This window comes from Vibrio owensii, assembly GCF_002021755.1.
Lineage (GTDB): Bacteria > Pseudomonadota > Gammaproteobacteria > Enterobacterales > Vibrionaceae > Vibrio > Vibrio owensii.
Genome location: NZ_CP019959.1, coordinates 470,405 through 492,662, shown reverse-complemented (window position 1 = coordinate 492,662; position 22,258 = coordinate 470,405). Strand labels below are relative to the sequence as shown.

Annotated in this window: 20 protein-coding genes; 10 read left to right on the top strand and 10 right to left on the bottom strand. The window is 46.1% G+C overall.

Translation table 11 applies throughout. The features are described from left to right. Positions 1-91: 91 nt before the first annotated feature. Positions 92-1,831, top strand: a complete 1,740-nt coding sequence (locus A9237_RS02125) for a glycoside hydrolase family 36 protein (protein WP_078607482.1) — start codon at positions 92-94, stop codon at positions 1,829-1,831. 73 nt (positions 1,832-1,904) lie between these two features. Here the strand turns inward: A9237_RS02125 and A9237_RS02120 are convergent, their stop codons facing one another. Beyond that, positions 1,905-3,119 carry a putative manganese transporter gene (locus A9237_RS02120; protein ID WP_078607480.1) on the bottom strand — a complete coding sequence of 405 codons (1,215 nt, stop codon included), beginning with the start codon at positions 3,117-3,119 and terminating at the stop codon, positions 1,905-1,907. 207 nt (positions 3,120-3,326) lie between these two features. Between A9237_RS02120 and A9237_RS02115 the strand changes: the two genes are divergently transcribed. Beyond that, a complete protein-coding gene (locus A9237_RS02115) occupies positions 3,327-4,232 on the top strand; it encodes a manganese-dependent inorganic pyrophosphatase (protein ID WP_078607478.1) in 906 nt (301 codons plus the stop codon). A gap of 74 nt (positions 4,233-4,306) precedes the next feature. Beyond that, positions 4,307-4,696 carry a DUF2750 domain-containing protein gene (locus A9237_RS02110; RefSeq protein ID WP_078607476.1) on the top strand — a complete coding sequence of 130 codons (390 nt, stop codon included), beginning with the start codon at positions 4,307-4,309 and terminating at the stop codon, positions 4,694-4,696. Between the two features lie 122 nt (positions 4,697-4,818). On the opposite strand, the gene A9237_RS02105 is transcribed toward A9237_RS02110, so the two are convergent. The 6 genes from A9237_RS02105 to pspF form a co-directional block, all read right to left on the bottom strand. After that, positions 4,819-5,601 carry a peptide ABC transporter ATP-binding protein gene (locus tag A9237_RS02105; RefSeq protein ID WP_005437261.1) on the bottom strand — a complete coding sequence of 261 codons (783 nt, stop codon included), beginning with the start codon at positions 5,599-5,601 and terminating at the stop codon, positions 4,819-4,821. Beyond that, positions 5,598-6,593: a peptide ABC transporter ATP-binding protein gene (locus A9237_RS02100; protein ID WP_039842531.1), complete on the bottom strand. Its 996-nt coding sequence runs from the start codon at positions 6,591-6,593 to the stop codon at positions 5,598-5,600. Before A9237_RS02100 ends, A9237_RS02105 begins: the two co-directional genes overlap by 4 nt. Next, on the bottom strand, positions 6,593-7,480 hold the full coding sequence (sapC, locus tag A9237_RS02095; RefSeq protein ID WP_078607474.1) for a putrescine export ABC transporter permease SapC: 888 nt from the start codon (positions 7,478-7,480) through the stop codon (positions 6,593-6,595). The genes A9237_RS02100 and sapC overlap by 1 nt, the downstream gene beginning before the upstream one ends. Next, positions 7,467-8,429 (bottom strand): ABC transporter permease, encoded by a 963-nt coding sequence (locus tag A9237_RS02090; protein WP_005437264.1) that lies wholly within the window; start codon positions 8,427-8,429, stop codon positions 7,467-7,469. Before A9237_RS02090 ends, sapC begins: the two co-directional genes overlap by 14 nt. After that, complete coding sequence (sapA, locus tag A9237_RS02085; RefSeq protein WP_078607472.1) at positions 8,429-10,048, bottom strand: ABC transporter substrate-binding protein SapA; 1,620 nt, start codon at positions 10,046-10,048, stop codon at positions 8,429-8,431. Before sapA ends, A9237_RS02090 begins: the two co-directional genes overlap by 1 nt. Before the next feature lie 279 nt (positions 10,049-10,327). Then, on the bottom strand, positions 10,328-11,338 hold the full coding sequence (pspF, locus tag A9237_RS02080) for a phage shock protein operon transcriptional activator (RefSeq protein ID WP_039984452.1): 1,011 nt from the start codon (positions 11,336-11,338) through the stop codon (positions 10,328-10,330). A gap of 233 nt (positions 11,339-11,571) precedes the next feature. Here pspF and pspA point away from each other — a divergent pair, with 233 nt between their 5' ends. The 7 genes from pspA (at position 11,572) to A9237_RS02045 (ending at position 18,886) form a co-directional block, all read left to right on the top strand. Continuing rightward, on the top strand, positions 11,572-12,243 hold the full coding sequence (gene pspA / locus A9237_RS02075) for a phage shock protein PspA (protein ID WP_005425704.1): 672 nt from the start codon (positions 11,572-11,574) through the stop codon (positions 12,241-12,243). 14 nt (positions 12,244-12,257) lie between these two features. Beyond that, complete coding sequence (gene pspB, locus A9237_RS02070) at positions 12,258-12,491, top strand: envelope stress response membrane protein PspB (RefSeq protein ID WP_005437276.1); 234 nt, start codon at positions 12,258-12,260, stop codon at positions 12,489-12,491. Beyond that, on the top strand, positions 12,484-12,873 hold the full coding sequence (pspC, locus tag A9237_RS02065) for an envelope stress response membrane protein PspC (protein WP_078607470.1): 390 nt from the start codon (positions 12,484-12,486) through the stop codon (positions 12,871-12,873). The genes pspB and pspC overlap by 8 nt, the downstream gene beginning before the upstream one ends. Before the next feature lie 156 nt (positions 12,874-13,029). Beyond that, positions 13,030-14,061 (top strand): efflux RND transporter periplasmic adaptor subunit, encoded by a 1,032-nt coding sequence (locus A9237_RS02060; protein ID WP_005437278.1) that lies wholly within the window; start codon positions 13,030-13,032, stop codon positions 14,059-14,061. Between the two features lies 1 nt (position 14,062). Beyond that, positions 14,063-15,148, top strand: coding sequence for an efflux RND transporter periplasmic adaptor subunit (locus A9237_RS02055; protein WP_009705780.1), 1,086 nt, complete (start codon positions 14,063-14,065; stop codon positions 15,146-15,148). Further along, positions 15,145-18,255: an efflux RND transporter permease subunit VmeI gene (gene vmeI / locus A9237_RS02050; protein ID WP_039842538.1), complete on the top strand. Its 3,111-nt coding sequence runs from the start codon at positions 15,145-15,147 to the stop codon at positions 18,253-18,255. The genes A9237_RS02055 and vmeI overlap by 4 nt, the downstream gene beginning before the upstream one ends. A gap of 70 nt (positions 18,256-18,325) precedes the next feature. Next, positions 18,326-18,886 carry a DNA-3-methyladenine glycosylase I gene (locus A9237_RS02045; protein WP_078607467.1) on the top strand — a complete coding sequence of 187 codons (561 nt, stop codon included), beginning with the start codon at positions 18,326-18,328 and terminating at the stop codon, positions 18,884-18,886. 8 nt (positions 18,887-18,894) lie between these two features. On the opposite strand, the gene A9237_RS02040 is transcribed toward A9237_RS02045, so the two are convergent. From A9237_RS02040 to A9237_RS02030, 3 genes are all read right to left on the bottom strand, one after another. Next, complete coding sequence (locus tag A9237_RS02040) at positions 18,895-19,752, bottom strand: lipase secretion chaperone (protein WP_078607465.1); 858 nt, start codon at positions 19,750-19,752, stop codon at positions 18,895-18,897. 13 nt (positions 19,753-19,765) lie between these two features. After that, entirely contained in the window at positions 19,766-20,668 is a 903-nt protein-coding gene (locus tag A9237_RS02035) for an esterase/lipase family protein (protein WP_078607462.1), read from the bottom strand. A 279-nt stretch (positions 20,669-20,947) separates the two neighbouring features. Continuing rightward, complete coding sequence (locus A9237_RS02030) at positions 20,948-22,153, bottom strand: cystathionine beta-lyase (protein ID WP_078607459.1); 1,206 nt, start codon at positions 22,151-22,153, stop codon at positions 20,948-20,950. Positions 22,154-22,258: the final 105 nt, after the last annotated feature.

Sequence of the window (22,258 nt, the reverse complement as noted above, 5' to 3'; positions counted from 1 at the left end):
CTAGATTCGTGATGCTGATAACGAATTGGGTAGGAGAAGCGGAGGATAATGAGCCAAACTAAACAATAATAATCAAGTGAGTAGATTTTCTATGGCTCAAACCATTCAATTGGCCAATCACACCGAACTAACGGTGCATGATAACGATCTTCTGTTTGAAGTGATGGGCAACCAAATTCATTTTTCGTTTGCAGGGATCCACAACAAAACCTTCACCGATCGTGAAGTCCTGTTTGAAATGCCTTTCCTCTACGAACAAGGTGCAACTGTGTTAGGCGACGGTTTCCAAATGTTGGCGCAGACCAGCGGTACCATTTCTCAACCTGTCGACGTTGGTCGTTGCCCAGATAACAACAACTCTTACCGCATTTACCCTGAGAACTCCCCTAAGCGTTACTACAACTATCTAGCCGTTGAAGACGCTGCAGGTTATACCTTGTTCGGTTTTACCTCTTGTCATCGCTTTGCAGGCTATTTTGAAGTGCAGCAGCATGGTGAGCATTGGGTACTTTCTGCTTCTATCGACGGAGAGCAGACCCAAGTGGCTGATTGGGAGTACAACAAGCTGGAATCTGTTGCAGTATTACGTGGCAATTCTCTCTCTGAGTTATACAAACAGTACAGTGAGATGCTTGCCGAACATCACCCAATCCGTAACGGTGTCACGCAAGATGCGCCAATTGGCTGGTGTTCTTGGTACGCATACTATGCGGATGTGACAGAAAATAACGTGTTGGAAAACGTCGAATGCATGCAAGAAAGCCTAGCCGAGCTTGAATGGGTGCTGCTCGATGACGGTTACCAAGCATTTATGGGGGATTGGCTAACGCCTTCAGATAAGTTTTCTGGCGGTGTGAAAGAGCTCATTCACAACATTCGCGCTAAAGGCAAAAAACCAGCGATTTGGATGGCACCATTCATTGCTCAACCAGAATCAGAGATCTTCCAAAAGCATCCTGATTGGTTTGTGCGTCACCAAGATGGCAGCCTATTGAAAGCAGAAGATGTCACATACGGTGGCTGGCGCTGTACACCTTGGTACATTCTCGATACTTCAAACCCTGAAGTGCAAGATCACCTGACTCATGTGGTTTCTGTCATGCGCCAAGAGTGGGGCGTTGAGCTATTCAAATTAGACGCAAACTACTGGGGCACGTTAAAAGGTAAGCGAAGCCAATCGGGTGTCACCGGTGTAGAAGCCTACCGCATGGGTATGGAAGCGATCGCTAAAGGGGCAGGGGATGCATGGCTGTTAGGCTGTAACGCGCCAATGTGGCCTTCTTTGGGCTTAGTTGATGCAATGCGTGTCTCTGACGACGTAGAGCGCCATAGTCATCGCTTTGAACAAATTGCGAAAGAAACCTTCTTCCGTAGTTGGCAGCATCGTAAGTTATGGCAAATTGACCCTGATTGCGCGACGTTTACTTCATTACCTAACCAAGCAGCCTCGCGTGAAGATTATCAATTCCATCGTAACGTGCTGCTAGCGTGTGGCGGTCTACTGCTTTCTGGTGACCCTCTACCAGAAATCACCCCATTTGCGAGTAAGACGCTAGCGAAATTGATGTTGCGTCAGCGTCGTAATCAGGAATCGGCCAAGTTTACCGCGCTAGGTTTAAACCATGCTTTCCTGCCGCTAACATCTAAAAACGATCTGCACTGCTTGTTTAATTACACCAATGATGAAGCGACAGAGTTTACGCTTACCGCAGACCAGCCTACCGATTGGTACGACTACTGGACAGGAGAGAAGCTCAACCAAGAGCCATGTCAGTTGTTGTTGGTTAGCTTGGATAAAGGCCTCAATGCTAAAGCGATCGTGACAGCTTAACCTTGTGCGCTTCCGAAAAACAAAAGAGCCTCGATTGAGGCTCTTTTTGTATCCATTGCATCTGATTTGAAAGCTAATATTCGAATAGGAAAAAGTAACCGTATCCGACAATCAAGGCTGGTATCGCAGAGTAGATAGTAGCGACAAGCGCAGCTTTAGGAGCCATTGCAATCGCAGGGAACAAGGCATCACCATCATTTGAAATGGCATTAGAAAGCTGTGCTGATAATGGCGCTGCGCCAGAGATATAAAGGCTCGTTACGAGAATTTGCGGGCCACAACCTGGCAATATACCAATAGCCAAACCAATGAGAGGCATCCAGATCCCCCAGTTTGAGAACGTCGCTCCCAAGTCTAAACCCGAGAAATAGGTTGTAAGTTCAAAGGCTAAGAAAGCCAAAATAACCCACGCGCTAACAAAGTTTGTGTCTTGAGCCGCTTTTTGAATCGGGTGCGAGTCGATGATTTTGTCATCTTCAGATACCGTTGATTTGTAATCACCTAGCTCTTTGGTCATCGCCCACAAAAACATACTGACAACTGCAAATGTCGCACCTAACCATTCCATACTGTTTTCTTTGAGGCCAAGTAATTGGTTGGTATCCACTTGGAATGAGCCCAGAACGGCAATGATACTTGCAGGTAGGAGCAGCCATTTCCAGAATGCTCCTTGAAGATTGATAGCACGTTGCTCAACTGGCGTGTGCGTATCACTGTGGCTATTACAGCATTGAGCTTGTGGAACATCTTTTTTTTGCTTTGGGCGCAAGAAGTCATCAGCGTGAAATGCATTCACTACCCACCCAGATATTGCACCTACGACAATGCCTAAAGCAATAACACCAAACCCTGTTGCCGGTTCTGCTGCGAGTAACAAGAAGGCGGCATCACCCATGGTCGAGGTTAATACTGCAACGATAGCACCAAAGCCAACTCGGCCACTGATGAACTGAGTGGTGACAACGATAGCACCACCACAACCAGGCAAAGCTCCAAGGAGTGCAGCAAAGAAAACTTGATGGCTACGAGAGCTGTGGTAAAGCGCAGTGAGTCGATTTGTCTTCGACATGAAGTTCGAAAGGTAATGGTAGATAGCTAAGGTAGCTGCAACGTAACAAGAAACCGCCCAGAAAGAATCAGATAGGGTAGCGACAGTGACTTCTCTTGTGGTTTCACTAGCTAACAGAGCGAGCAATGCGATAGGCAGCAATAGCCTCTTATAGGCCAGACGAAATTGAGTTGGCTGCAGTAGCTGATGCGCCGAGTGGAAAATTTTTGTTGCGTTCATAGTAAGCTCAAATGCAAATAGGAATGATTCTCATTATATGAAAGTGATAATTATTCGCAATAGGCGGTAACAACTTTTCTTCGTGTCAATTTCCCTCAAATCAGGTAAAGTATCGGCCTTTGTGAGCAAACCCGCTTCCAAGGTGTAATTCGTTATGCAATTCACCCTTTTAGGAAGCGCATCAAACTGACTTGAATAGGAAGAAACATGATTCTAGTTGTAGGTCATAAGAACCCAGACAGTGACAGCATCTGTAGTGCACTAGTTGCAACTGAACTTCTACAGGCGCGTGGCGTTGAAGCAATGCCAATCCGCCAAGGCGAAATTAACCGTGAAACTCAGCACATCCTAGAAGTAGCTGGCGCAGAAGTTCCTGAGCTACGTACTTCAGTAGCGGGTGAAACAGTTTGGCTAGTAGACTACTCAGATCTAGCGCAAGCACCAGACGACATCGCAGAAGCTGAAATCGCAGGTATCGTTGACCACCACCGTCTAGGTGACGTGATGACAGTGAACCCAATGGAAGCATGGATCTGGCCTGTTGGTTGTACTAACACAGTACTATTCAACATGTTCAAGATTGAAGGTCACGAGATCAAGCCTCAAATCGCTAAGCTAATGATGTCAGCGATTCTTTCTGACACAGTAGGTTTCGCTTCTCCAACTTGTACTCAAAAAGACAAAGATGCAGTAGCTGAGCTAGCGGCTATCGCAGACGTACAAGATGTTGACGCATTCACTAAAGATCTTCTAATCGCTAAGACAAACATCGAAGGTCTATCTGCGGCTGAGCTTGTTGAAAAAGACCTTAAAGGTTACCCATTCAACGGTCGTGACGTAGTAGTAGGTCAGGTTGAACTTGCGACTCTAGAGCAAGTTGACGGCATGATCGAAGCACTAGAAGCGGATCTAGAAGCTCGTTGTGCGAACGACAACCTAGCATTTGCTGCTGTTATGCTAACAGACATCACTACTGCTCAAACTCGTCTTCTTTACAAAGGTGAGTGGGCTGAGAAGCTTGTTAAGCACGAGAAAGACGGCATGCTAATGATGGAAAACACTCTAAGCCGTAAGAAGCAAGGCTGGCCTTGGCTTCAAACTGAGCTTGTGTAATTTCATTATTACCAACGTATACTTTAAATGCCCGCCAATAGGTGGGCATTTTTCTATGGGAATAGGAGACAAACATGTCTGAAGCATTAACCCAAGAGCAAATTGACACCATCAATCGCTACAACGAAGAACAGCGTTTGAAATACTGTGTGAAGGAAATCGTAGCAAACCGCAAAGTGTGGATTCTGAAAGATGAACACGGCTGCGTAATGCTAAATACAGAAGATGACGATTGTGTGCCTGTGTGGCCAAACGAAGAGTTCGCACAACAGTGGGCGACAGGTGACTGGGAAGAGTGTGAACCAGAAGCTATCTCTTTGAATAAGTGGCACAGCCGTTGGACATCTGGCCTAGAGGACGATGAGTTGTCTGTTGTGGTTTTCCCAAACCAGAACGAAGAAGGCGTAGTTCTATTCCCTGACGAGTTTGATTTCGAGCTTCGTAAACAAGAGAGCCGTCGCTAGTCGCTACAAAGCGTGCTCTCAAATTCAGAGAATAAAAAAGCCTGCGTTGATGCAGGCTTTGTTGTTTCTTGAGGAAGTTTTTTGAGGAAGCGAATACTAGAAACTTACTGCTCGCTCAATTTTTAGTGGTTTGGCGCTTTGTAGAAGTGACTCTCTACCAGTCGTTGAGTAATTGCATGCTCTGGGTTGGTTAAAACTTGGTTTGTCTCACCAAATTCGACCACTTCGCCTTCATGCATCACCATCACTTTATCGGTAATGTGTTTCACGATGCCGATATGTTGAGACACGTAAACAAACGACAGTCCCATCTCTTCTTGTAGCTCCAAGAACAGGTTAATGATTTGAGAGCGCATTGCCATGTCGAGACCGTTTAGTGCCTCATCAGCAACGATGATAGACGGTTGAAGAATCAAAGCACGAGCAAGACACACACGCTGCTTTTGACCCGCTGCCAGCATCTGTGGGTAGAAGTAAGCATGTTCCGGTAACAAACCTACGCGTAGCAAAGTATCCTTCACACGCTTCATTCGTGCATCCGGCGGCATGTTGGTGTTTCGCTTAAGCGGGCCTTCCAAAATACGACCGATCTGAATTCGTGGATTCAAAGAGGTGTTTGGATCTTGGAAAATCATACGAATCAGCTTACAGCGCGTTGAGTAATCTTTGTGTTCTAGGCGTTCACCATTCACGCGAATCTCGCCAGAGCTTGGCTCAACCACACCAGCAAGCATACGTGCTAAGGTTGATTTACCTGAACCGTTTTGACCAATAAAGCCAATGGTTTGACCCGGCTCTAGAGTAAAGCTAACAGGCTTTACCGCTTCCTTGACTGTGCGTTTGAACAGACCTGAGCGCGTGACAAACTGTTTCGATAGGTTATCGACTTCAAGCAACGCACTCATGAATGTTTCTCCGTGTTCAGTGGGAAGTGACAGCTAAATTTGTGATTCTTAATACGCTTAGTGTGTGGAATCTCTACACATTGCCTTTGTGCATAAGGACAACGCGGCCCCAAACGACAACCAATTGGCAAGTGCTGCAAAGGAGGGATGGAACCCGGCAGCGATTGCAGTTTCTGCTTATGAGGGATCCAATCATTAAAGTCTGGCATCGCTTTGAGCAGTGCTGCGGTATACGGGTGTTTTGGTGCCGCAATCAGTTTTTCTGTATCGGCGGATTCAACCGACTGGCCACAGTACATTACCGTAATACGATTCGCCCACTGAGTAATCGTGGTCAAGTCGTGCCCAATCAACACAATCGTGGTGTTGTTAAGCTGATTCATTCGGCTCAACAAACGCAAAATTTGTGACTGAGTAATAGGGTCAAGGTCGTTGGTAGGTTCATCGGCAATCAAGATTTTCGGCTTGGTTGCAATCGCCATTGCGATCATGACTTTTTGACATTCACCGTCCGTCAGTTCGTATGGGTAACTTCCCATCAAACGTTTGTGATCTTTGATACCGACTTTGTGGAGTAGGGCAATCGCCTGCTTCTTACGCCACTTGAATCGCTCCCACCATTTGCCTTCGAAAGAGCGAGAAGGGATCGACTCGATCAACTGACGTCCCACTTCTTCAGAAGGATCCAAACAGGTTGAAGGCTCTTGGAAGATCATCGCGATGTCACGCGCAATCACTCGTCGGCGCTCTTTCGGCGTCAATTGAAGTAAGTCAATGTTGCCAAGGCGCATTCGGTCAGCGGTGACTTTCCAGTTGTCTTTACAAACCCCAACAATTGCTTTGGCGACGAGACTTTTACCTGACCCAGATTCGCCCACTAGACCGCGTATTTCCCCTTCATTTAGGGTAATGCTCATGCGGTCTACAGCTTTCACCAAACCCGATGGTGTTTCAATTTCAATGGTTAAATGTCGAATATCTAATAACGGCATTATTCGATCCCCGCATTGAGCGCTTGGCGTACACCTTCACCCACTAAGTTTAGAACAACAACAGTAAACATAATGGTGAGACCGGGTAGCGTAACCGTCCAAGGTGCGATGTAAATCAGTTCAACAGAGTCACCAAGAATTGCACCCCATTCCGTGCTTGGCGCCTGTGCACCAAGACCAAGGAAACCCAGTGCGGTGATATCAAGAATCGCAACAGAAAGTGCTAGGGTGATTTCTGCCGCGATGACTGTTAACACGTTCGGTAGAATCGAGTTCCAAAGCAAGTAGAAGTCGTTAGCGCCATCCAAACGGGCAGCCATGATGTAATCTTTCTCAACTTCGGTATGCACGGCAATATAAACCGAGCGAATAAAGCGCGGAATCAAAGCCAAACATATCGCCAAAAGAATATTGAATTCCCCAAAGCCCAAAAACGCCACAAAAATGATGGCAAGTAGCAGTGATGGGATTGACATGACGGTATCGAGAAGGTGGTTCAGTGTGCTAGATAAAAGACCTTTGGTCATACCCGCTAACACACCAATCAAGCAACCAATAAGAGCTGCAATTGCTGTGATTGCAACCGCTGCGCCAAACGTCAATTGAGAGCCCATGATAAGACGTGAAAGAATGTCACGACCTAAGTCATCGGTTCCTAAAAAGTAATCAACAGTGCCTGCTGGTGCCCATGATGGCGGAACCAGTAATTCGCCCGATTGCGCTTGCGGATCGTAGGGTGCTAGCAGAGGAGCAAAAATGGTAATCAGTACAACGAAAGCCAAACACCATAAGCCGAACATTGCCAAGCTGTTCGCACGGTAGCTGCGCCAGAAACGTTCGAACTGGGTTGGAATGCGTTCTTCCTGATAAACGTTATTTGTTAGCATACCATTCCTTTCTCACCAGAGGGTTAATCATGGCACCAATCAGATCCGAAAGGATGTTGGCAGTTAAAACAAGGGTTGCTAGAACCATTACACCCGCTTGAATCGAAGCATAATCTTGATTGGAAAGGGCGTCTAACAACCAGCGACCAATGCCAGGCCAGTTGAAGATGGATTCAGTGATGATGGCGAGAGTAATCATGCTCGAAAGTTGAACCCCAACCTTTGGAATGATGGGTGGAATCGCATTACGAAGTACGTGTTGAGTCACGATCTCGCGGTTCGACAAACCTTTGATTCGCGCGGCACGGATGTAGTTTTGGCTCATCACTTCCGCAACCGATGCTCGCATCAAGCCAATGACCTGAGTGGTTGGCGTTAATGCCAAGACCAAACATGGCAGAATCATGTGTTCAATAACACTTTGCAGTGCATGCGCTCGGTATTCACCTTTTGCCATGAACGCATCAATGATGGCGAATCCTGTTACGTGGTCGATTTCATAAAGTAAGTCATAGCGCCCTGCAACTGGGAACACGTGATACTGAAGTGAAAACACCATAATCAGCATGAGAGCAACCCAGAAGATAGGCGCAGAGTAACCTGACATCGACACAAATGAGATACTGGTATCGAGCCATTTACCTTGCTTCATGCCTGCAATGGTACCAAGTGGGATACCGATAAGTAGCGACACTACAAATGCAAAGAAACACAGCTCTAACGTCGCAGGGAAAACGACAGCGAGTTCTTCGTAAATAGGATTGCCATTTTTACTGATGCCGAAGTTAAGCTGAGACAACTCGACTAAATAACTTTGCCAACCCGACCAAAATTCAACGTTTGCCCAGTGGGAAGTGGGATCCAAACGCAGGAGTGAAAAGCCCACTAACGTGAGAATCATCAAAGTGATGACAAACAGATTAAGACGTCTTACGGCGTACCAAAACATTAATGAATTCTCTCAACTCTATCAAAAGGTTGTGCATTGAAAGGGCTCGACTTAAAGCCTTTCAGCGATTTATCGTGAACACGGAATTGAACACCGTGAGCTAGCGGAATCACCGGGAACTCTTCGTTCAATATGTTTTGCGCTTGGCGGTATAAATTCAAACGGTAACGTTGTTGCTCTGTTTCTAACGCAAGATCCAACAAGAAGTCGAAGTCGTCGTTACACCACATTGAAACGTTCAAACCTACGCGCTCAGATTCACAAGAAAGCAGTGGGCGGAAGAAGTTATCCGGATCGCCTGTATCACCAATCCAGCCCGTTAGCAGTAAATCGACATCATTGATGGTTTCTAGCTGAGTACGCTCAAAACGGTCATCGGTCAGAAGTCGTAAATCAACGCCAATATCCGCAAAGTTAGCTTGAATCAGTTCTGCGGTTTTGCGTGGGCTTGGGTTGAATGCGCGTGGTTCTAAAGGCACCCACATTGTTAACTGAAGCCCTTTTTCGTAACCCGCTTCTCGCAATAGGGCTAGGGCGTAGTTACGGTCGTAACGGATTTTTACGCTGTCTTTTTGGTAAGCCCAAGAATTAGGAGGAAGTAGGGTATAGGCTTGAGTACCGGTTCCGTAGTAAACCGAATCAAGAATGTTCTGACGATTGATCGCAAGGTTAAGCGCTTGTCGAACACGAGGATCGCGAAGCGCAGGGTGACCAGTGTTAATCGCAATAAAAGAAACGTTGTTCGCAGGCGTTGCGGTTAACTCAAGGTTTTCCGTTTCTTGAATGATTGGGATCTGGCTAGAAATCGGTGACGCCAAAACATCACATTCATTTCTCAAAAGCTTAGCCAGCGTACCAGTACCGCGGTGAGAAATGTCGAATACCACTTGTTCCATCTTCGCCGGTGACTTCCAGTATTTTGGATGACGTTCCAAGCGAATCAAATCGTTAACTTGATACTCTTTTAGTTGGTAAGGACCAGTACCAATCGGCAACATATCGATTTGTGCTTTTTCATCCTTCTCTGCTAATTGCTGCCCGTATTCGGCAGATAGCAAAACAGCATGGCTAGTGGCTATGTTTGCCAAAAAAGCAAAGTTAGGCTGAGAAAGCACGAACTTAACCGTGTGGTCATCCAGAGCAATCACATCTTTAACGAGGTTTTGGAAATCCAAACCTGCAAACCATGGATAAAAACCACCACCGACGTCGTGAAACGGATGGTCTACATCAATGATTCGCTTAAAGCTGAATACCACATCTTGGGCGTTAAACGGACGAGTTGGTGTGAACCAAGCGGTGTTTTGAAACGCGACGCCTTGTTTTAAGCTAAACGTGTATTCCGTGCCTTCGTCGTTGACAGACCAACTCTCCGCAAGGTTTGCGACGGGTTGGTGAGATTTAGGATCGAGAGTGAGCAGCGTGTCGTACAGCTGAGGACTTAATGCTTCGGCTGTGATGCCGCTGTCAATGAGCTGAGGGTTAAACGTGGTTGGCTTACCTTGCCCACAAAACACAAAGCCATTCTCTCGAATATCATTGTGATCGATTTCGTCACCACATGCGGTGAGTAAGCTAATACCAATAAGGCTCAGCGATAGTCTTATAAAAGCTTTCATAATATGAAATGGTCATTGGACTTTGCTTGTTCCTTCTGCTTTTTGCATCAGGGCTGACAAGCGAAAATGATCCCGCTAATTTATCACCTTTGCCAACTCGCTCCAAACATAAAATCGTTGCGTAGCGAGGTGTTAGATCAAATTACCGTATCATTTCTGGTTGGCGACCTTATTTGCCTCTCAAATTGCTCACTATGTGTGTGATTTGCCGCTGGTTAGGAAACGGCTTGTTTTCCTTAGTATAGTGAGACAACGCTAGAGTGAGAGGGCAGGTGCTATTTATCCTTGACCAACTAAGCCATATTTTCTGACCATGCCTCTTAGCTGGTGGTAACTTAGCCCTAATAGCTCTGCCGCTTGGCGTTGATTAAACTTCGCTTCTTCTAGAGCGCGGTTAAGCAGTTCGATATCTTGGTCTTCTTGCCACTGCTTGTAATCCAGAGGGAAGCGAATCTCGGCTCGCTGTGCCGTTTCTGCAGGTTCTGATTCTTCTTGATTTGCTGTATGGCCTAGCGCGTTATCCCAACCCGCTTCAAATGGGTTAAAGATAAGATGTTCGATCGGATCAGAGTTTAAACCATGACGATAAATCGCACGCTCAATCACGTTCTTTAACTCACGTACGTTGCCCGGCCAAGCGTAATCCAAAAGTGATTGCTGTGCTTCTTCCGTAAAGCCAACAAAGTATTCCAACTGCAATTCACGGCACATCTTGATCGCGTAATGCTCGGCAAGGGAAAGAATGTCTTCCTTTCGCTCTCTCAGTGGTGGAAGCATGATGACGTCAAACGCCAAACGGTCGAGTAAATCTGCGCGGAAGTCGCCTTGTTCCGCCAGTTTTGGTAGATCGGCATTGGTTGCACAAACCAAGCGAACATCAGCAGTCAGTGCGGTATGTCCGCCAACACGTTCGTACTCACCATATTCAATCACGCGTAGAAGTTTTTCTTGAACAAGAAGAGGAGCGGTTGCCAATTCATCGAGAAATAAGGTGCCACCTTCTGCGCGTTCGAAGCGGCCTTTGTGCTTACCTTTAGAGCCAGTAAATGAACCGGATTCGTGGCCAAACAGTTCTGAATCAATCAGACCTTCGCTTAATGTCGCACAGTTTAGAGAAAGCAGTGGCTTATCCCAACGCTTTGATAAATAGTGTAAACGTTGCGCGATGAGTTCTTTACCTGTACCTCGTTCCCCAATGATGAGAACAGGACGTTCAATCGGCGCAAGTTGTGATACTTTATCTAGTACGGCGAGAAAAGCGGGCGATTCACCAATGAGGTTCTGCTTCATAAAATCCTTCTTATTTTCTATCTAGCCACGATTTACAGTATTGGAGTTGGTGAAATTTACCAACAGTTGGTAAAAACCATCATAGCATAACGGAGTGTAACGACAACAAAATGCGTAAAGTACTGTTTATTAAAGAAAATAAAAGTTGGCACGCTACTTGTTATATCTAAAGGGAGACACAAGGTGAATCACCACCTTGTCGAGTTTAAATAGGAAAAAAGAGGAGTTCCGTTATGGGTATTTTTTCTCGTTTTGCAGACATCGTTAACTCAAACATCAGTGCATTGCTAGACAAGGCGGAAGATCCTGAAAAAATGATCCGTCTTATCATCCAAGAAATGGAAGACACGCTTGTAGAAGTGCGTACTAACTCGGCTAAAGCGATTGCAGACAAAAAAGAGTTGGCTCGCAAAGTTGAAGCTTTAGAAGAGCAAATCACGGAGTGGGGTCAGAAAGCAAGCCTAGCTCTAGTGAAAGAGCGTGAAGATTTGGCACGTGCTGCTCTGATTGAAAAGCAAAAGCTGGAGCAAGTGATTAAAGGTCTTCACACTGAACAAACGCTAGTCGAAGAAACCATTGAAAAACTGACTGGCGAAATCGGTAAGTTAGAAGCAAAAATCACAGAAACTCGTGCGAAGCAGCAAGCGCTAGCGATTCGTAACCAAACTGCATCGAACCGTCGTGATGTACAAAAGCAGCTTCATGCAGGTCGTACAAACGAAGCGATGGCAAAGTTCGAGCAATACTCTCGTAAGATTGACGAGATGGAAGCGGAAGCGGATCTATACGCGAAAACGGGTAATGCAAAGTCGCTAGACCAAGAGTTTGCTGAGCTACAAGCACAAGACGAAATTGAAAAAGAGTTGGCAAAACTGAAAGAACAGATGTCATCGAACGATAAATAAGAAAGGAGCCATTTATGTCGACATTTTTTATTACTGGACCATTGATTGTCTTTTTAATCTTTGTCGCTCCACTATGGCTCTTCTTACACTATCGCAGCAAACGCAAAGCAGATAGTGCACTGTCGAGCCAAGATCTAGAGCGCCTTCAGGTACTGTCTGAAAAAGCGGAAGCGATGCAGTCTCGAGTTGAAACATTAGAGCGTATCCTAGACTCGGAGTCCCCAACATGGAGACGAAAGTATGAATAGACGAGAACTGTATCGTGACCCGGTAAACGGCAAAATCTCCGGTGTGTGTGCCGGAGTCGCAAACTACTTTGGCGCGGAAGTTTGGTTGATTCGTATCGTCGTGATCTCCGCAGCCTTGCTAGGCGGTACTTTTTTAGTCTTGTTGGCTTACATTGCAATGACCTTCATGCTAGAGAAGCAACCAATGACTTATACCGAGAACATTAAGTCACGCGAAAAACATACGTTGAAGAGCAAACCGTGGCAAAAAGGACAGAGTCCAGATCAGCTGTTAAGCGTGCTGGAAAATGACTTTAACCGTCTCGATGGAAAAATTCGCAACATGGAAGCGTATGTCACTTCTGACACTTATCGCGTAAACAGAGAGTTTAATAAGCTCTAGTGATTAGTTACTAATTTATTGATAAAGCAGGCTTCGGCCTGCTTTATTTTTGTCTCAAATTGCTATTTTTAAAGAAATTTTTTGCTCTGATGCTCTAGAAGAACACCATAAATTCATCTACTTTAAAAGGAATGGATCTTAAATGGATGAATTAACATGAGAAAAGCGCTCATTCCAATCGCTGTCATGACGGTTCTCTCTGGGTGTGGAAAAGAGCTGCCACCAGTCCCTGAACCCGAATCTCGGCCCGCCAAACTCTTCACGGTCTCTGTAGGCAATGCTCAGTTTGAACGACATTTTCCTGCCACCACAGAAGCCGGCGACCGAGCAGTACTCGCATTCCGTGTGCCTGGTTTGCTTCAGTCGATTGAAGTCAATGCGGGGCAGATGGTCAACAAAGGCGATGTGCTTGCCGTACTCAACCCTGACGAGTATTCACTGCTCGAAAAACAAGCCCGTGCGAATTACACCCTAGCGGATGTTCAATACGAACGTTCGAAAAAGCTTCGCAAAGAACAAGTGGTGTCTGAGCAAGACTTTGATGCAGCGAAAGCTAATCATAATTCTGCAAAAGCACAGTGGAATCAGGCTAAAGCAAACCTGAGATACACCAAGCTTGTTGCCCCTTACGATGGCACCATTTCTTACCTGCCAGCGGAAAACCATGAATACGTGGCGGCAAAAGAAGGCGTCATGAACATTCAAACCAACCAAGTGATGAAGGTGTTATTCCAATTGCCAGATCACTTGTTGAGTAAGTTTACGCAAGGTGCCAACGCGCATGCGTCAATGACGTTTGATGCGTTCCCAGAGCGTTCTTTTGAATTGACCTTCCAAGAAATTGATACCGAAGCCGATCCTAAAACGGGCAGTTACAAAGTCACCATGGTGATGGCGCGCCCAGAAGGGGTGGGTATCTTACCGGGTATGTCTGGCAATGTGCATTTGGTGTCTGAAAATGCAGGTGCAACAAGAATTCCGAATTCAGCATTGTTTACTGAGAACGATAAAACGTGTGTTTGGCGTGTGAATGACCAAGGCATCGTTGAGAAAGTGACGGTAACGCTGAACGAGAAACAGCAGATTGCGTCCGGCCTAGAAGACGGTGACCAAATCATTATCTCTGGCGTCAACGTGATTGAGCCTGGCATTAAAGTGCGTGAGTGGGTTAAGGAGCGAGGACTGTAGTATGAAAGGAATCTTAGCTTTAACCACACTTTGCTCGGCAATGTTATTGGCGGGTTGTGGTGACAAAGGGCCGGAGCGAGAACTTGAAACGCCGCGCGTTCGAGTGGCTTCTCTGGAAGGTAAGAAGGTGGACGATAACCTTTATTTTCCTGCTGTCGCCAATGCTGCTGACCGTTCACACTTAAGCTTCCGTGTTGCGGGCGAGGTCAGTCGAGTCTTGGTCAAAGAAGGTGATAAGGTCACAAAAGGTGATGTTATTGCGACGCTAGACCCTACCGATTACAAGCTTGATGTTGATAACGCATCGGCGCGTTTTTCTGTGGTTGACAGCCAATACCGCCGTTCAGCCCCTCTAGTGAAAAAAGGCCTATTGGCAAAATCACAATTTGATGAGATCGCAGCACAGCGTCAAATTGCGCTTGCTGAACTCGAATTAGCCAAGCTTCGTTTGTCGTTTACAGAGCTAAAAGCACCGGTTGATGGTGTTATCTCGCGCGTAAACGTCGACCAGTTTGAGAACATTCAAGTTGGCCAGTACATCGTGAACATTCACAGTGTGGATCGCGTCGAAGTACTGATTCAGCTTCCTGACCGTTTATACGTTAATCAGCCTCCGACTGAAGAACATCTGACGGGAATCAATGCCGTGGTTCGTGTTCCAAGCGGCAATGAATACAACGCTCAAATCAAAGAGTTCACCACAGAGCCAGATCCTAATACTGGCACCTTTACGGTGACGCTGTCTCTGCCTATGCCAGAAAACGAATACATTCTTGATGGTATGGCGGTGGATGTCACTTCTAAAGATGAAAAGACAGGTCTAGACCTCAACATCGGTATCAACGTGCCAATCGAAGCCATCTTTAATGCCGATGGTGATGATTTGGATCGTGAAAACAAATTTGTTTGGGTCTTGAATGACGACAATACCGTAACTCGCAAGCAAGTGCGTGCTGGTAAAGCGTCACAAACCTCGGTTCAAATCCTTGATGGCTTAGAGCTTGACGACAAAGTGGTTGTCGCTGGTGTATCCCGATTAAGAGATGGCATGAAAGTGGAAGTGGTTAAGCAGGAGGCAACTCAATGAGTGAACAAAATAACGTTGCGCCTCAAAAAGATGATGATGAAAACGTAACGGGCATCGCGGCGTATTTCATTCGTAACCGTGTAATCAGTTGGATGGTATCGCTGATCTTCTTAATCGGTGGTATCTCTGCGTTCTTTGGCCTAGGTCGCCTTGAAGACCCGGCTTTTACCATCAAAGACGCAATGGTCGTCACTTCTTATCCTGGCGCGACGCCGCAACAGGTCGAAGAAGAGGTAACCTATCCAATCGAAAAAGCGATTCAGCAATTAACCTATGTGGATGAGGTTAACTCCATTTCCAGCCGCGGTTTATCGCAAATTACTGTGACCATGAAAAACAACTATGGTCCGGATGACTTACCGCAGATTTGGGATGAGTTACGCCGTAAAGTCAACGATCTAAAAGGCACGTTACCGCCGGGAGTTAATGATCCATCGGTCATTGATGACTTTGGTGATGTATACGGTATCTTGTTGGCCGTAACTGGTGACGGTTACAGCTACAAAGAACTGCTCGACTATGTGGACTATTTGAGACGTGAGCTCGAATTAGTCGACGGGGTGAGCAAGGTTTCTGTATCTGGCCAACAGCAAGAGCAAGTCTTCATTGAGATTTCGATGAAGAAGCTAAGCAGCCTAGGTCTATCTCCGAACACGGTATTTAACCTACTATCGACCCAAAACGTTGTTTCCGACGCAGGTGCGATCCGAATTGGTGATGAGTACATTCGTATTCAACCAACCGGTGAGTTCCAGAGCGTTGACGAGCTCGGTGATTTGCTACTGACAGAGTCGGGCGCGCAAGGTCTGATCTTCTTGAAAGACGTAGCGGAGATCAAACGTGGTTATGTCGACGTTCCAACCAACATCATTAACTACAATGGTGAGTTGGCGCTCAACATGGGTATTTCGTTTGCCCAAGGTGTTAACGTAGTTGAAGTGGGCAAAGCGTTTGACCGCCGAGTGGCGGAACTTAAATACCAACAGCCGGTTGGTGTTGAAATCTCAGAAATCTATAACCAGCCAAAAGAAGTAGATAAGTCGGTAAGTGGTTTCGTTGTCAGCTTGGCGCAAGCGGTGGGTATCGTAATTGTCGTTCTGCTCTTCTTTATGGGTTTACGATCGGGTCTTCTCATTGGTCTGATCCTATTGCTAACGGTATTAGGAACCTTCATCTTTATGAAGTACTTTGCCATCGACTTACAGCGGATCTCTTTGGGTGCTCTGGTTATCGCACTGGGTATGCTGGTGGATAACGCCATCGTGGTCGTGGAAGGGATACTCATAGGTACCCAGAAAGGACGAACGAGACTTCAAGCGGCCACAGACATCGTAACGCAAACTAAATGGCCGCTGTTAGGTGCAACTGTGATTGCAGTTACGGCTTTTGCTCCAATCGGTCTGTCAGAAGACTCGACGGGTGAGTACTGTGGTACCTTGTTTACTGTACTACTTATCTCTCTGATGTTGAGTTGGTTTACTGCGATCTCGCTAACGCCATTCTTTGCTGACATCTTCTTTAAAGGTCAGAAAATCAAGAGTGGTGAAGGGGAAGACAACGACCCTTACAACGGCATCATCTTTGTGGTGTACAAAAAGTTCTTAAACTTCTGTATGCGCCGAGCATGGTTTACGGTTGTTGTTTTGGTGGCAGGTCTTGCGGCAAGTGTGTACGGCTTTACGCATGTTAAACAAGCCTTCTTCCCATCATCAACCACTCCTATCTTCCAATTAGACGTTTGGTTGCCTGAAGGTACAGACATTCGTGCGACAAACGACAAACTGAAAGAGCTGGAAGGTTGGCTAGCTAAGCAAGATCACGTTGAGCACATTACTACTACTGCGGGTAAAGGCTTACAACGCTTCATGCTGACTTACTCACCAGAGAAGAGTTACGCAGCCTACGGTGAAATCACGACGCGTGTAGAAAACTACGAAGCGTTGGCACCACTGATGGACCGCTTTAGAGATCACATCAAAACCAACTACCCAGAAATCAACTACAAGTTGAAGCAAATTGAATTGGGTCCTGGTGGCGGTGCGAAGATTGAAGCGCGTGTTATCGGTTCAGATCCAACTGTACTTCGTACTATCGCAGCGCAAGTGATGGACGTGATGTATGCCGATCCTGGCGCGACCAACATTCGTCATGACTGGCGTGAACGTACTCAAGTGCTAGAGCCTCAATTTAACGAGAGCCAAGCACGTCGTTACGGTATCACTAAGTCTGATGTGGATGACTTCCTATCTATGTCGTTCTCAGGTATGAATATCGGTTTATACCGCGATGGCACAACGCTGATGCCAATCGTAGCTCGCCTTCCTGAAGATGAGCGTATCGACATTCGTAACATCGAAGGCATGAAGATCTGGAGCCCTGCGCAGAGTGAGTTTATCCCGCTACAGCAAGTGACGATGGGTTACGACATGCGTTGGGAAGACCCAATCATCGTTCGTAAAAACCGTAAGCGCATGCTAACGGTGATGGCTGATCCAGATATCTTGGGTGAAGAGACGGCGGCAACATTGCAAGCTCGTCTACAACCACAGATCGAAGCGATCGAAATGCCACCAGGTTACTCACTAGAGTGGGGTGGTGAATATGAGTCATCAGGCGATGCGAAGGCGTCATTGTTCACAACGATGCCAATGGGTTACCTGTTCATGTTCTTGATCACCATCTTCTTGTTCAACTCGATTAAGGAGCCGCTGATTGTTTGGTTGACGGTGCCTCTGGCATTGATCGGTGTAACAACCGGTCTGCTCGCCTTGAACACGCCGTTTGGCTTTATGGCGTTGCTTGGTTTCTTGAGTCTGTCGGGCATGGTATTGAAAAACGGTATCGTACTGCTTGACCAGATTGAGATTGAGATGAAATCAGGTAAAGATGCGTACGACGCAGTTGTGGATGCAGCGGTAAGTCGTGTGCGCCCAGTATGTATGGCGGCAATCACTACCATTCTTGGTATGATTCCTCTACTACCGGATATCTTCTTTAAACCAATGGCTGTAACCATCATGTTTGGTTTGGGTTTTGCGACTGTACTGACACTAATTGTTGTGCCAGTGTTGTATCGTCTATTCCACAAGGTGGCAGTGCCAAAGTAACGACTGAGTTTTAAGAACGTTCTAAAGCGCCTCTGGCTGACCGTCAGGGGCGTTTTTATAAGGATTAAATATGGAACAGAATACGTGTGCATGGGCAATGAACCATCCACTTGAACGAGAATATCACGATGCAGAATGGGGCATCCCTGTGCATGATGATACCGTGTTGTTTGAGTTCATCACGTTAGAAGGCGCGCAAGCTGGCTTGAGTTGGATTACGATTCTGAAAAAGCGAGAAGGCTATCGTGAAGCGTTTGAGCACTATGACCTAGATAAGTTAATTCAACGCGATGAAGAGCGCACAGAGTTCATTGTTGAGAACTTCGACGTGGTTAAGCATCGCGGTAAAATCAATTCGGTATTTAGCAATGCTAAAGCGGCCAAGCAACTGATAGAAGAATACGGAAGCCTTTCCGCTGCGCTATGGCAATTTGTTGATGGCAAACCAATTGTGAATCACTGGACAGACATGAGCCAAGTGCCAATATCGACAGAGCAGTCCAAAGCGATGAGCAAATTCCTTAAAAAGAAAGGCTTTAAGTTTGTGGGCGAGACGATTTGCTACGCCTTCATGCAAGCAGTAGGCATGGTCGATGACCATATTGTTGGTTGTCCAAAGAAGCCTAACTAAATATCGAATTAGTTGTTCGCTTCACTATCATGAATTCTTTCTAAAGCTTCGACGCGACGCCATTGGTTTTGCTCGAAGCTTTGTTCTCTTAATCTTGCGATTTCTGTTTTCTTTTCTTCTTCACCGAGGAAATCATTGTTGATGATCTCCGCTCGTTTCTCTAAATAATCGTTGAGTGATGCATTAAACGAGGCTCGTTTTTCGTCCAAAGCGTGTAGTCGTTCGGCGCCTTCTTCGCCCACCAAATCAACACGAGCCAAATACTTCTCTTGTGCAGACATTTCTGAGGTTTGATTTAGTTCAATCACTAGCGCGTTGTTGCGCTCACTTTGCTGAATATACTCAGGTTGAGAGGCAAGATTTTCTTCGAGCATTTGTTGTTGAGAATCCGCGTCTAATTGGGTTTCTCGAATGGCGAGTTTGTCTATTGCTAACTGACGTAAGCGATTTTCTTCATCGAAAAGTTGAGCAATTTGTTCGTCAGTAAAAAAATCGCTCTGCATCGACAAGATGGCGTTGTTCAGTTGTTTCAATTCCATCAATGACAGTGAATTTCCTTCGAACGGTTCTAGCTTGGATAACGCTTCTTTGTAGGCGAGGTAAGTTTCAAACAGTTCAGCGTTGATACCCAGTGAATTTGATTGCGATTCGCCAGCTTTTACGTTGGCTTTGATTTCTTCAAGGCTTTGTTCCCCAAGACTGCTCAATGAGTACTCAAAGAAGTCTTTCTGAGAGGAAAGATCAACTGTAGTGTCTTTTTGTGAATGCGCCTTTATTGGTTGCGCTGACTGGGGGTGATACAAATAAACCGCTCCTACACTAATGAGTGATACAACGGACACAATGACAAGAGCGGCTTTCTTCATGATAAGTTCCTTTTTATAGACCTTGCAGTTTCAAGCGATTTGCATGTTGGCGATACAGTGTGACTGGGTCAGTTTCGAATAAGTGATGAATGCCAAGTAATCCGTTGATTTCATCCAGATGATTCATCTTATAGTTGTCACGAATCACCTTACCTAGGTGAGTACTGCATGCTCCAACAAGGCCATCGTTCGGACCATCAAATGCCAAGCCTAATACGACCATTGCGCCGTCAGTAGGGTCAAACAGATTGGTAAAGTTTGAAGCGCCCGTCCATGAGTAGTAATACACGCCATTGGATGCCAATAAATCACCATCTCCGCATTCACTGGTTGGGATGCCTTCCGGATAATATTGGTTGAACGCCAGAGAGCCTTCGGTTGTTAGAGCTTCTAAAGAGGCTAATGGATCTTGGTCGAGGTCTGTGCCATCAGAAAGTAGGTTAATCAGTGTCACGAGCCCTTCTGTCAACTTCACGGCCACGCCTTCACTGATAGAGCCTTCAGGCACCGTACCGCGCACAATATCTGCAACTTTAGAACCCTTATTTACCCCTCCGATACTGGTAACGGATGCCACTAAGTCTGGACGTATGGAGGCAACATAACGTGTTGTTGGGCCACCGTGACTGTGTCCAATCAAGTTGACCTTCTGTGCGCCTGTTGCAGCAAGCAGCGTTTCAACCTGTGCCAAAAGCTGCTCACCGCGAGCTTCACTGCTGTTGGTCGCAGACACTTGGGCAACATAAACCGTTGCGCCATCTTTGGTCAGAGAGTGTGGGATGCCATAGAAGTAATCGACACCGGCTAAGGTATCAAAGCCAAACAATCCATGAACGAGAACGATGGGATACTTAGTCTCCGTGTAACCACTGGCGTTGGCAGATGCAAAGGGTAGGGTGCTTAAAACGAAAAGCATTGTTGTTATGAATCTGAGTTTCAAAACTATCTCCTTGTGGTATGACCTCTTATGAGTTTTATAAAATAGGAGATAAATTTTGCGGTTGAGAAGTTCGTCTGTGGCACATTGTTTTAATCTGTGATTACTCAAAAGAAAATCAACAGATTCAATTAACATTGGATTGATGAATATTAGAATGTTAGTTAATTCTAATTAAGACAATGAGTTAGTAACTCTATAATGAGTGGCAAAAAATAGCCTCGCAGTACGAGGCTATTTAATAGTTGTTCTGAATGCTTATAATGAGGCTTCTTTTTCTAGTACGAGTGCGTTGTATCGCTCGAAGCCAGCTTCAAGATCGGCAATGAGATCTTCAACATCTTCAAGGCCGATGTGCAGGCGGACAAGTGTACCTTCGAAGTTCGGATTCGCCACTGTACGCAAGCTGTTAAAGCTCTTTGGTTCGTTAGCTAAAATCAAACTCTCAAAACCACCCCATGAATAACCCATGCTGAAGTGCTTCATGCCATCCAATAATGCTGTGGTTGCTTTCGGGTACGAGCTTTTCAATACAAATGAGAACAAGCCATTACCACCGGTAAAGTCGCGCTTAAAGAACTCATGACCAGGGCAGCTTTCTAGGGCAGGGTGACGAACGTGATCGACTTCAGGGCGGCTTGCCAACCACTGTGCGACTTTCAGGCTGTTCTCTGCATGCTGGCGCAAGCGAACATCCAAAGTACGAATACCGCGCAGACCAAGGTATGCATCATCAGGAGAAACGCATTGTCCCATAAGGTAGCTTTGTTCGCGCAACTGATCCCAGTATTTCTCAGACGCAACCGCCGTACCCAGCATTACATCTGAGTGACCAACAATGTACTTGGTTGCTGCTTGGATAGAGATATCAACGCCGTGCTCGAATGGTGAGAAGTTCACACCAGCGCCCCAAGTGTTGTCCAACATGACGATGATGTCTCGCTCATGGGCAATGTTCGCCATCGTTGGGACATCCATCACTTCCATGGTGATCGAGCCAGGAGACTCTAGGAAAAGGATTTTGGTATTCGGTTGAATAAGCTCACGAATACCTTCACCGATCATAGGATCAAAGTAAGTTGTCTCGACACCCATCTTCTTCATGATGGTGTCGCAGAAGTCGCGAGTAGGCTCGTAACAGGTATCCACCATTAAGATGTGATCGCCCGTTTCAACAAAAGACAGGATGGCATTAGAAATCGCAGCAGTACCACATGGGTATAGGGAACAACCCGCACCGCCTTCGATCTCAACCATGGCATCTTGGAAAGCAAAGTGTGTATTCGTGCCACGGCGTCCGTAGAAGAGTGTTTTATTTGTACGGTTGATCATTGCTTGGTTCTTTTCAGCAACCGTATCAAAAACGATGGTTGAAGCGCGCTGTACTGGTGGGTTTACCACGCCATTAGTCCATTTCTTGTCTCGACCTGCGGTAACGAATTTGGTCTTTTTGCCTTCTGACATAAAAATTCCCTGTCTAAATTACGATTTTCAATATTTAAAACACGGACCAAGGGTGGTTTGCAAGGGAAAAATGGAAATGACAGGACTTGTCAGAGCATCATGTGA

What these genes read in the sequence shown, in the direction of transcription:
- sapA (WP_078607472.1), bottom strand. Translation starts at nt 10,048, where the DNA reads ATGAAAGCTTTTATAAGACTATCGCTGAGCCTTATTGGTATTAGCTTA.
- A9237_RS02035 (WP_078607462.1), bottom strand. Translation starts at nt 20,668, where the DNA reads ATGCTTTTCGTTTTAAGCACCCTACCCTTTGCATCTGCCAACGCCAGT.
- pspB (WP_005437276.1), top strand. Translation starts at nt 12,258, where the DNA reads ATGTCGACATTTTTTATTACTGGACCATTGATTGTCTTTTTAATCTTT.
- A9237_RS02045 (WP_078607467.1), top strand. Translation starts at nt 18,326, where the DNA reads ATGGAACAGAATACGTGTGCATGGGCAATGAACCATCCACTTGAACGA.
- sapC (WP_078607474.1), bottom strand. Translation starts at nt 7,480, where the DNA reads ATGCTAACAAATAACGTTTATCAGGAAGAACGCATTCCAACCCAGTTC.
- A9237_RS02090 (WP_005437264.1), bottom strand. Translation starts at nt 8,429, where the DNA reads ATGTTTTGGTACGCCGTAAGACGTCTTAATCTGTTTGTCATCACTTTG.
- pspC (WP_078607470.1), top strand. Translation starts at nt 12,484, where the DNA reads ATGAATAGACGAGAACTGTATCGTGACCCGGTAAACGGCAAAATCTCC.
- A9237_RS02040 (WP_078607465.1), bottom strand. Translation starts at nt 19,752, where the DNA reads ATGAAGAAAGCCGCTCTTGTCATTGTGTCCGTTGTATCACTCATTAGT.
- A9237_RS02105 (WP_005437261.1), bottom strand. Translation starts at nt 5,601, where the DNA reads ATGAGTGCGTTGCTTGAAGTCGATAACCTATCGAAACAGTTTGTCACG.
- A9237_RS02100 (WP_039842531.1), bottom strand. Translation starts at nt 6,593, where the DNA reads ATGCCGTTATTAGATATTCGACATTTAACCATTGAAATTGAAACACCA.
- A9237_RS02055 (WP_009705780.1), top strand. Translation starts at nt 14,063, where the DNA reads ATGAAAGGAATCTTAGCTTTAACCACACTTTGCTCGGCAATGTTATTG.
- A9237_RS02115 (WP_078607478.1), top strand. Translation starts at nt 3,327, where the DNA reads ATGATTCTAGTTGTAGGTCATAAGAACCCAGACAGTGACAGCATCTGT.
- pspA (WP_005425704.1), top strand. Translation starts at nt 11,572, where the DNA reads ATGGGTATTTTTTCTCGTTTTGCAGACATCGTTAACTCAAACATCAGT.
- pspF (WP_039984452.1), bottom strand. Translation starts at nt 11,338, where the DNA reads ATGAAGCAGAACCTCATTGGTGAATCGCCCGCTTTTCTCGCCGTACTA.
- vmeI (WP_039842538.1), top strand. Translation starts at nt 15,145, where the DNA reads ATGAGTGAACAAAATAACGTTGCGCCTCAAAAAGATGATGATGAAAAC.
- A9237_RS02120 (WP_078607480.1), bottom strand. Translation starts at nt 3,119, where the DNA reads ATGAACGCAACAAAAATTTTCCACTCGGCGCATCAGCTACTGCAGCCA.
- A9237_RS02030 (WP_078607459.1), bottom strand. Translation starts at nt 22,153, where the DNA reads ATGTCAGAAGGCAAAAAGACCAAATTCGTTACCGCAGGTCGAGACAAG.
- A9237_RS02060 (WP_005437278.1), top strand. Translation starts at nt 13,030, where the DNA reads ATGAGAAAAGCGCTCATTCCAATCGCTGTCATGACGGTTCTCTCTGGG.
- A9237_RS02125 (WP_078607482.1), top strand. Translation starts at nt 92, where the DNA reads ATGGCTCAAACCATTCAATTGGCCAATCACACCGAACTAACGGTGCAT.
- A9237_RS02110 (WP_078607476.1), top strand. Translation starts at nt 4,307, where the DNA reads ATGTCTGAAGCATTAACCCAAGAGCAAATTGACACCATCAATCGCTAC.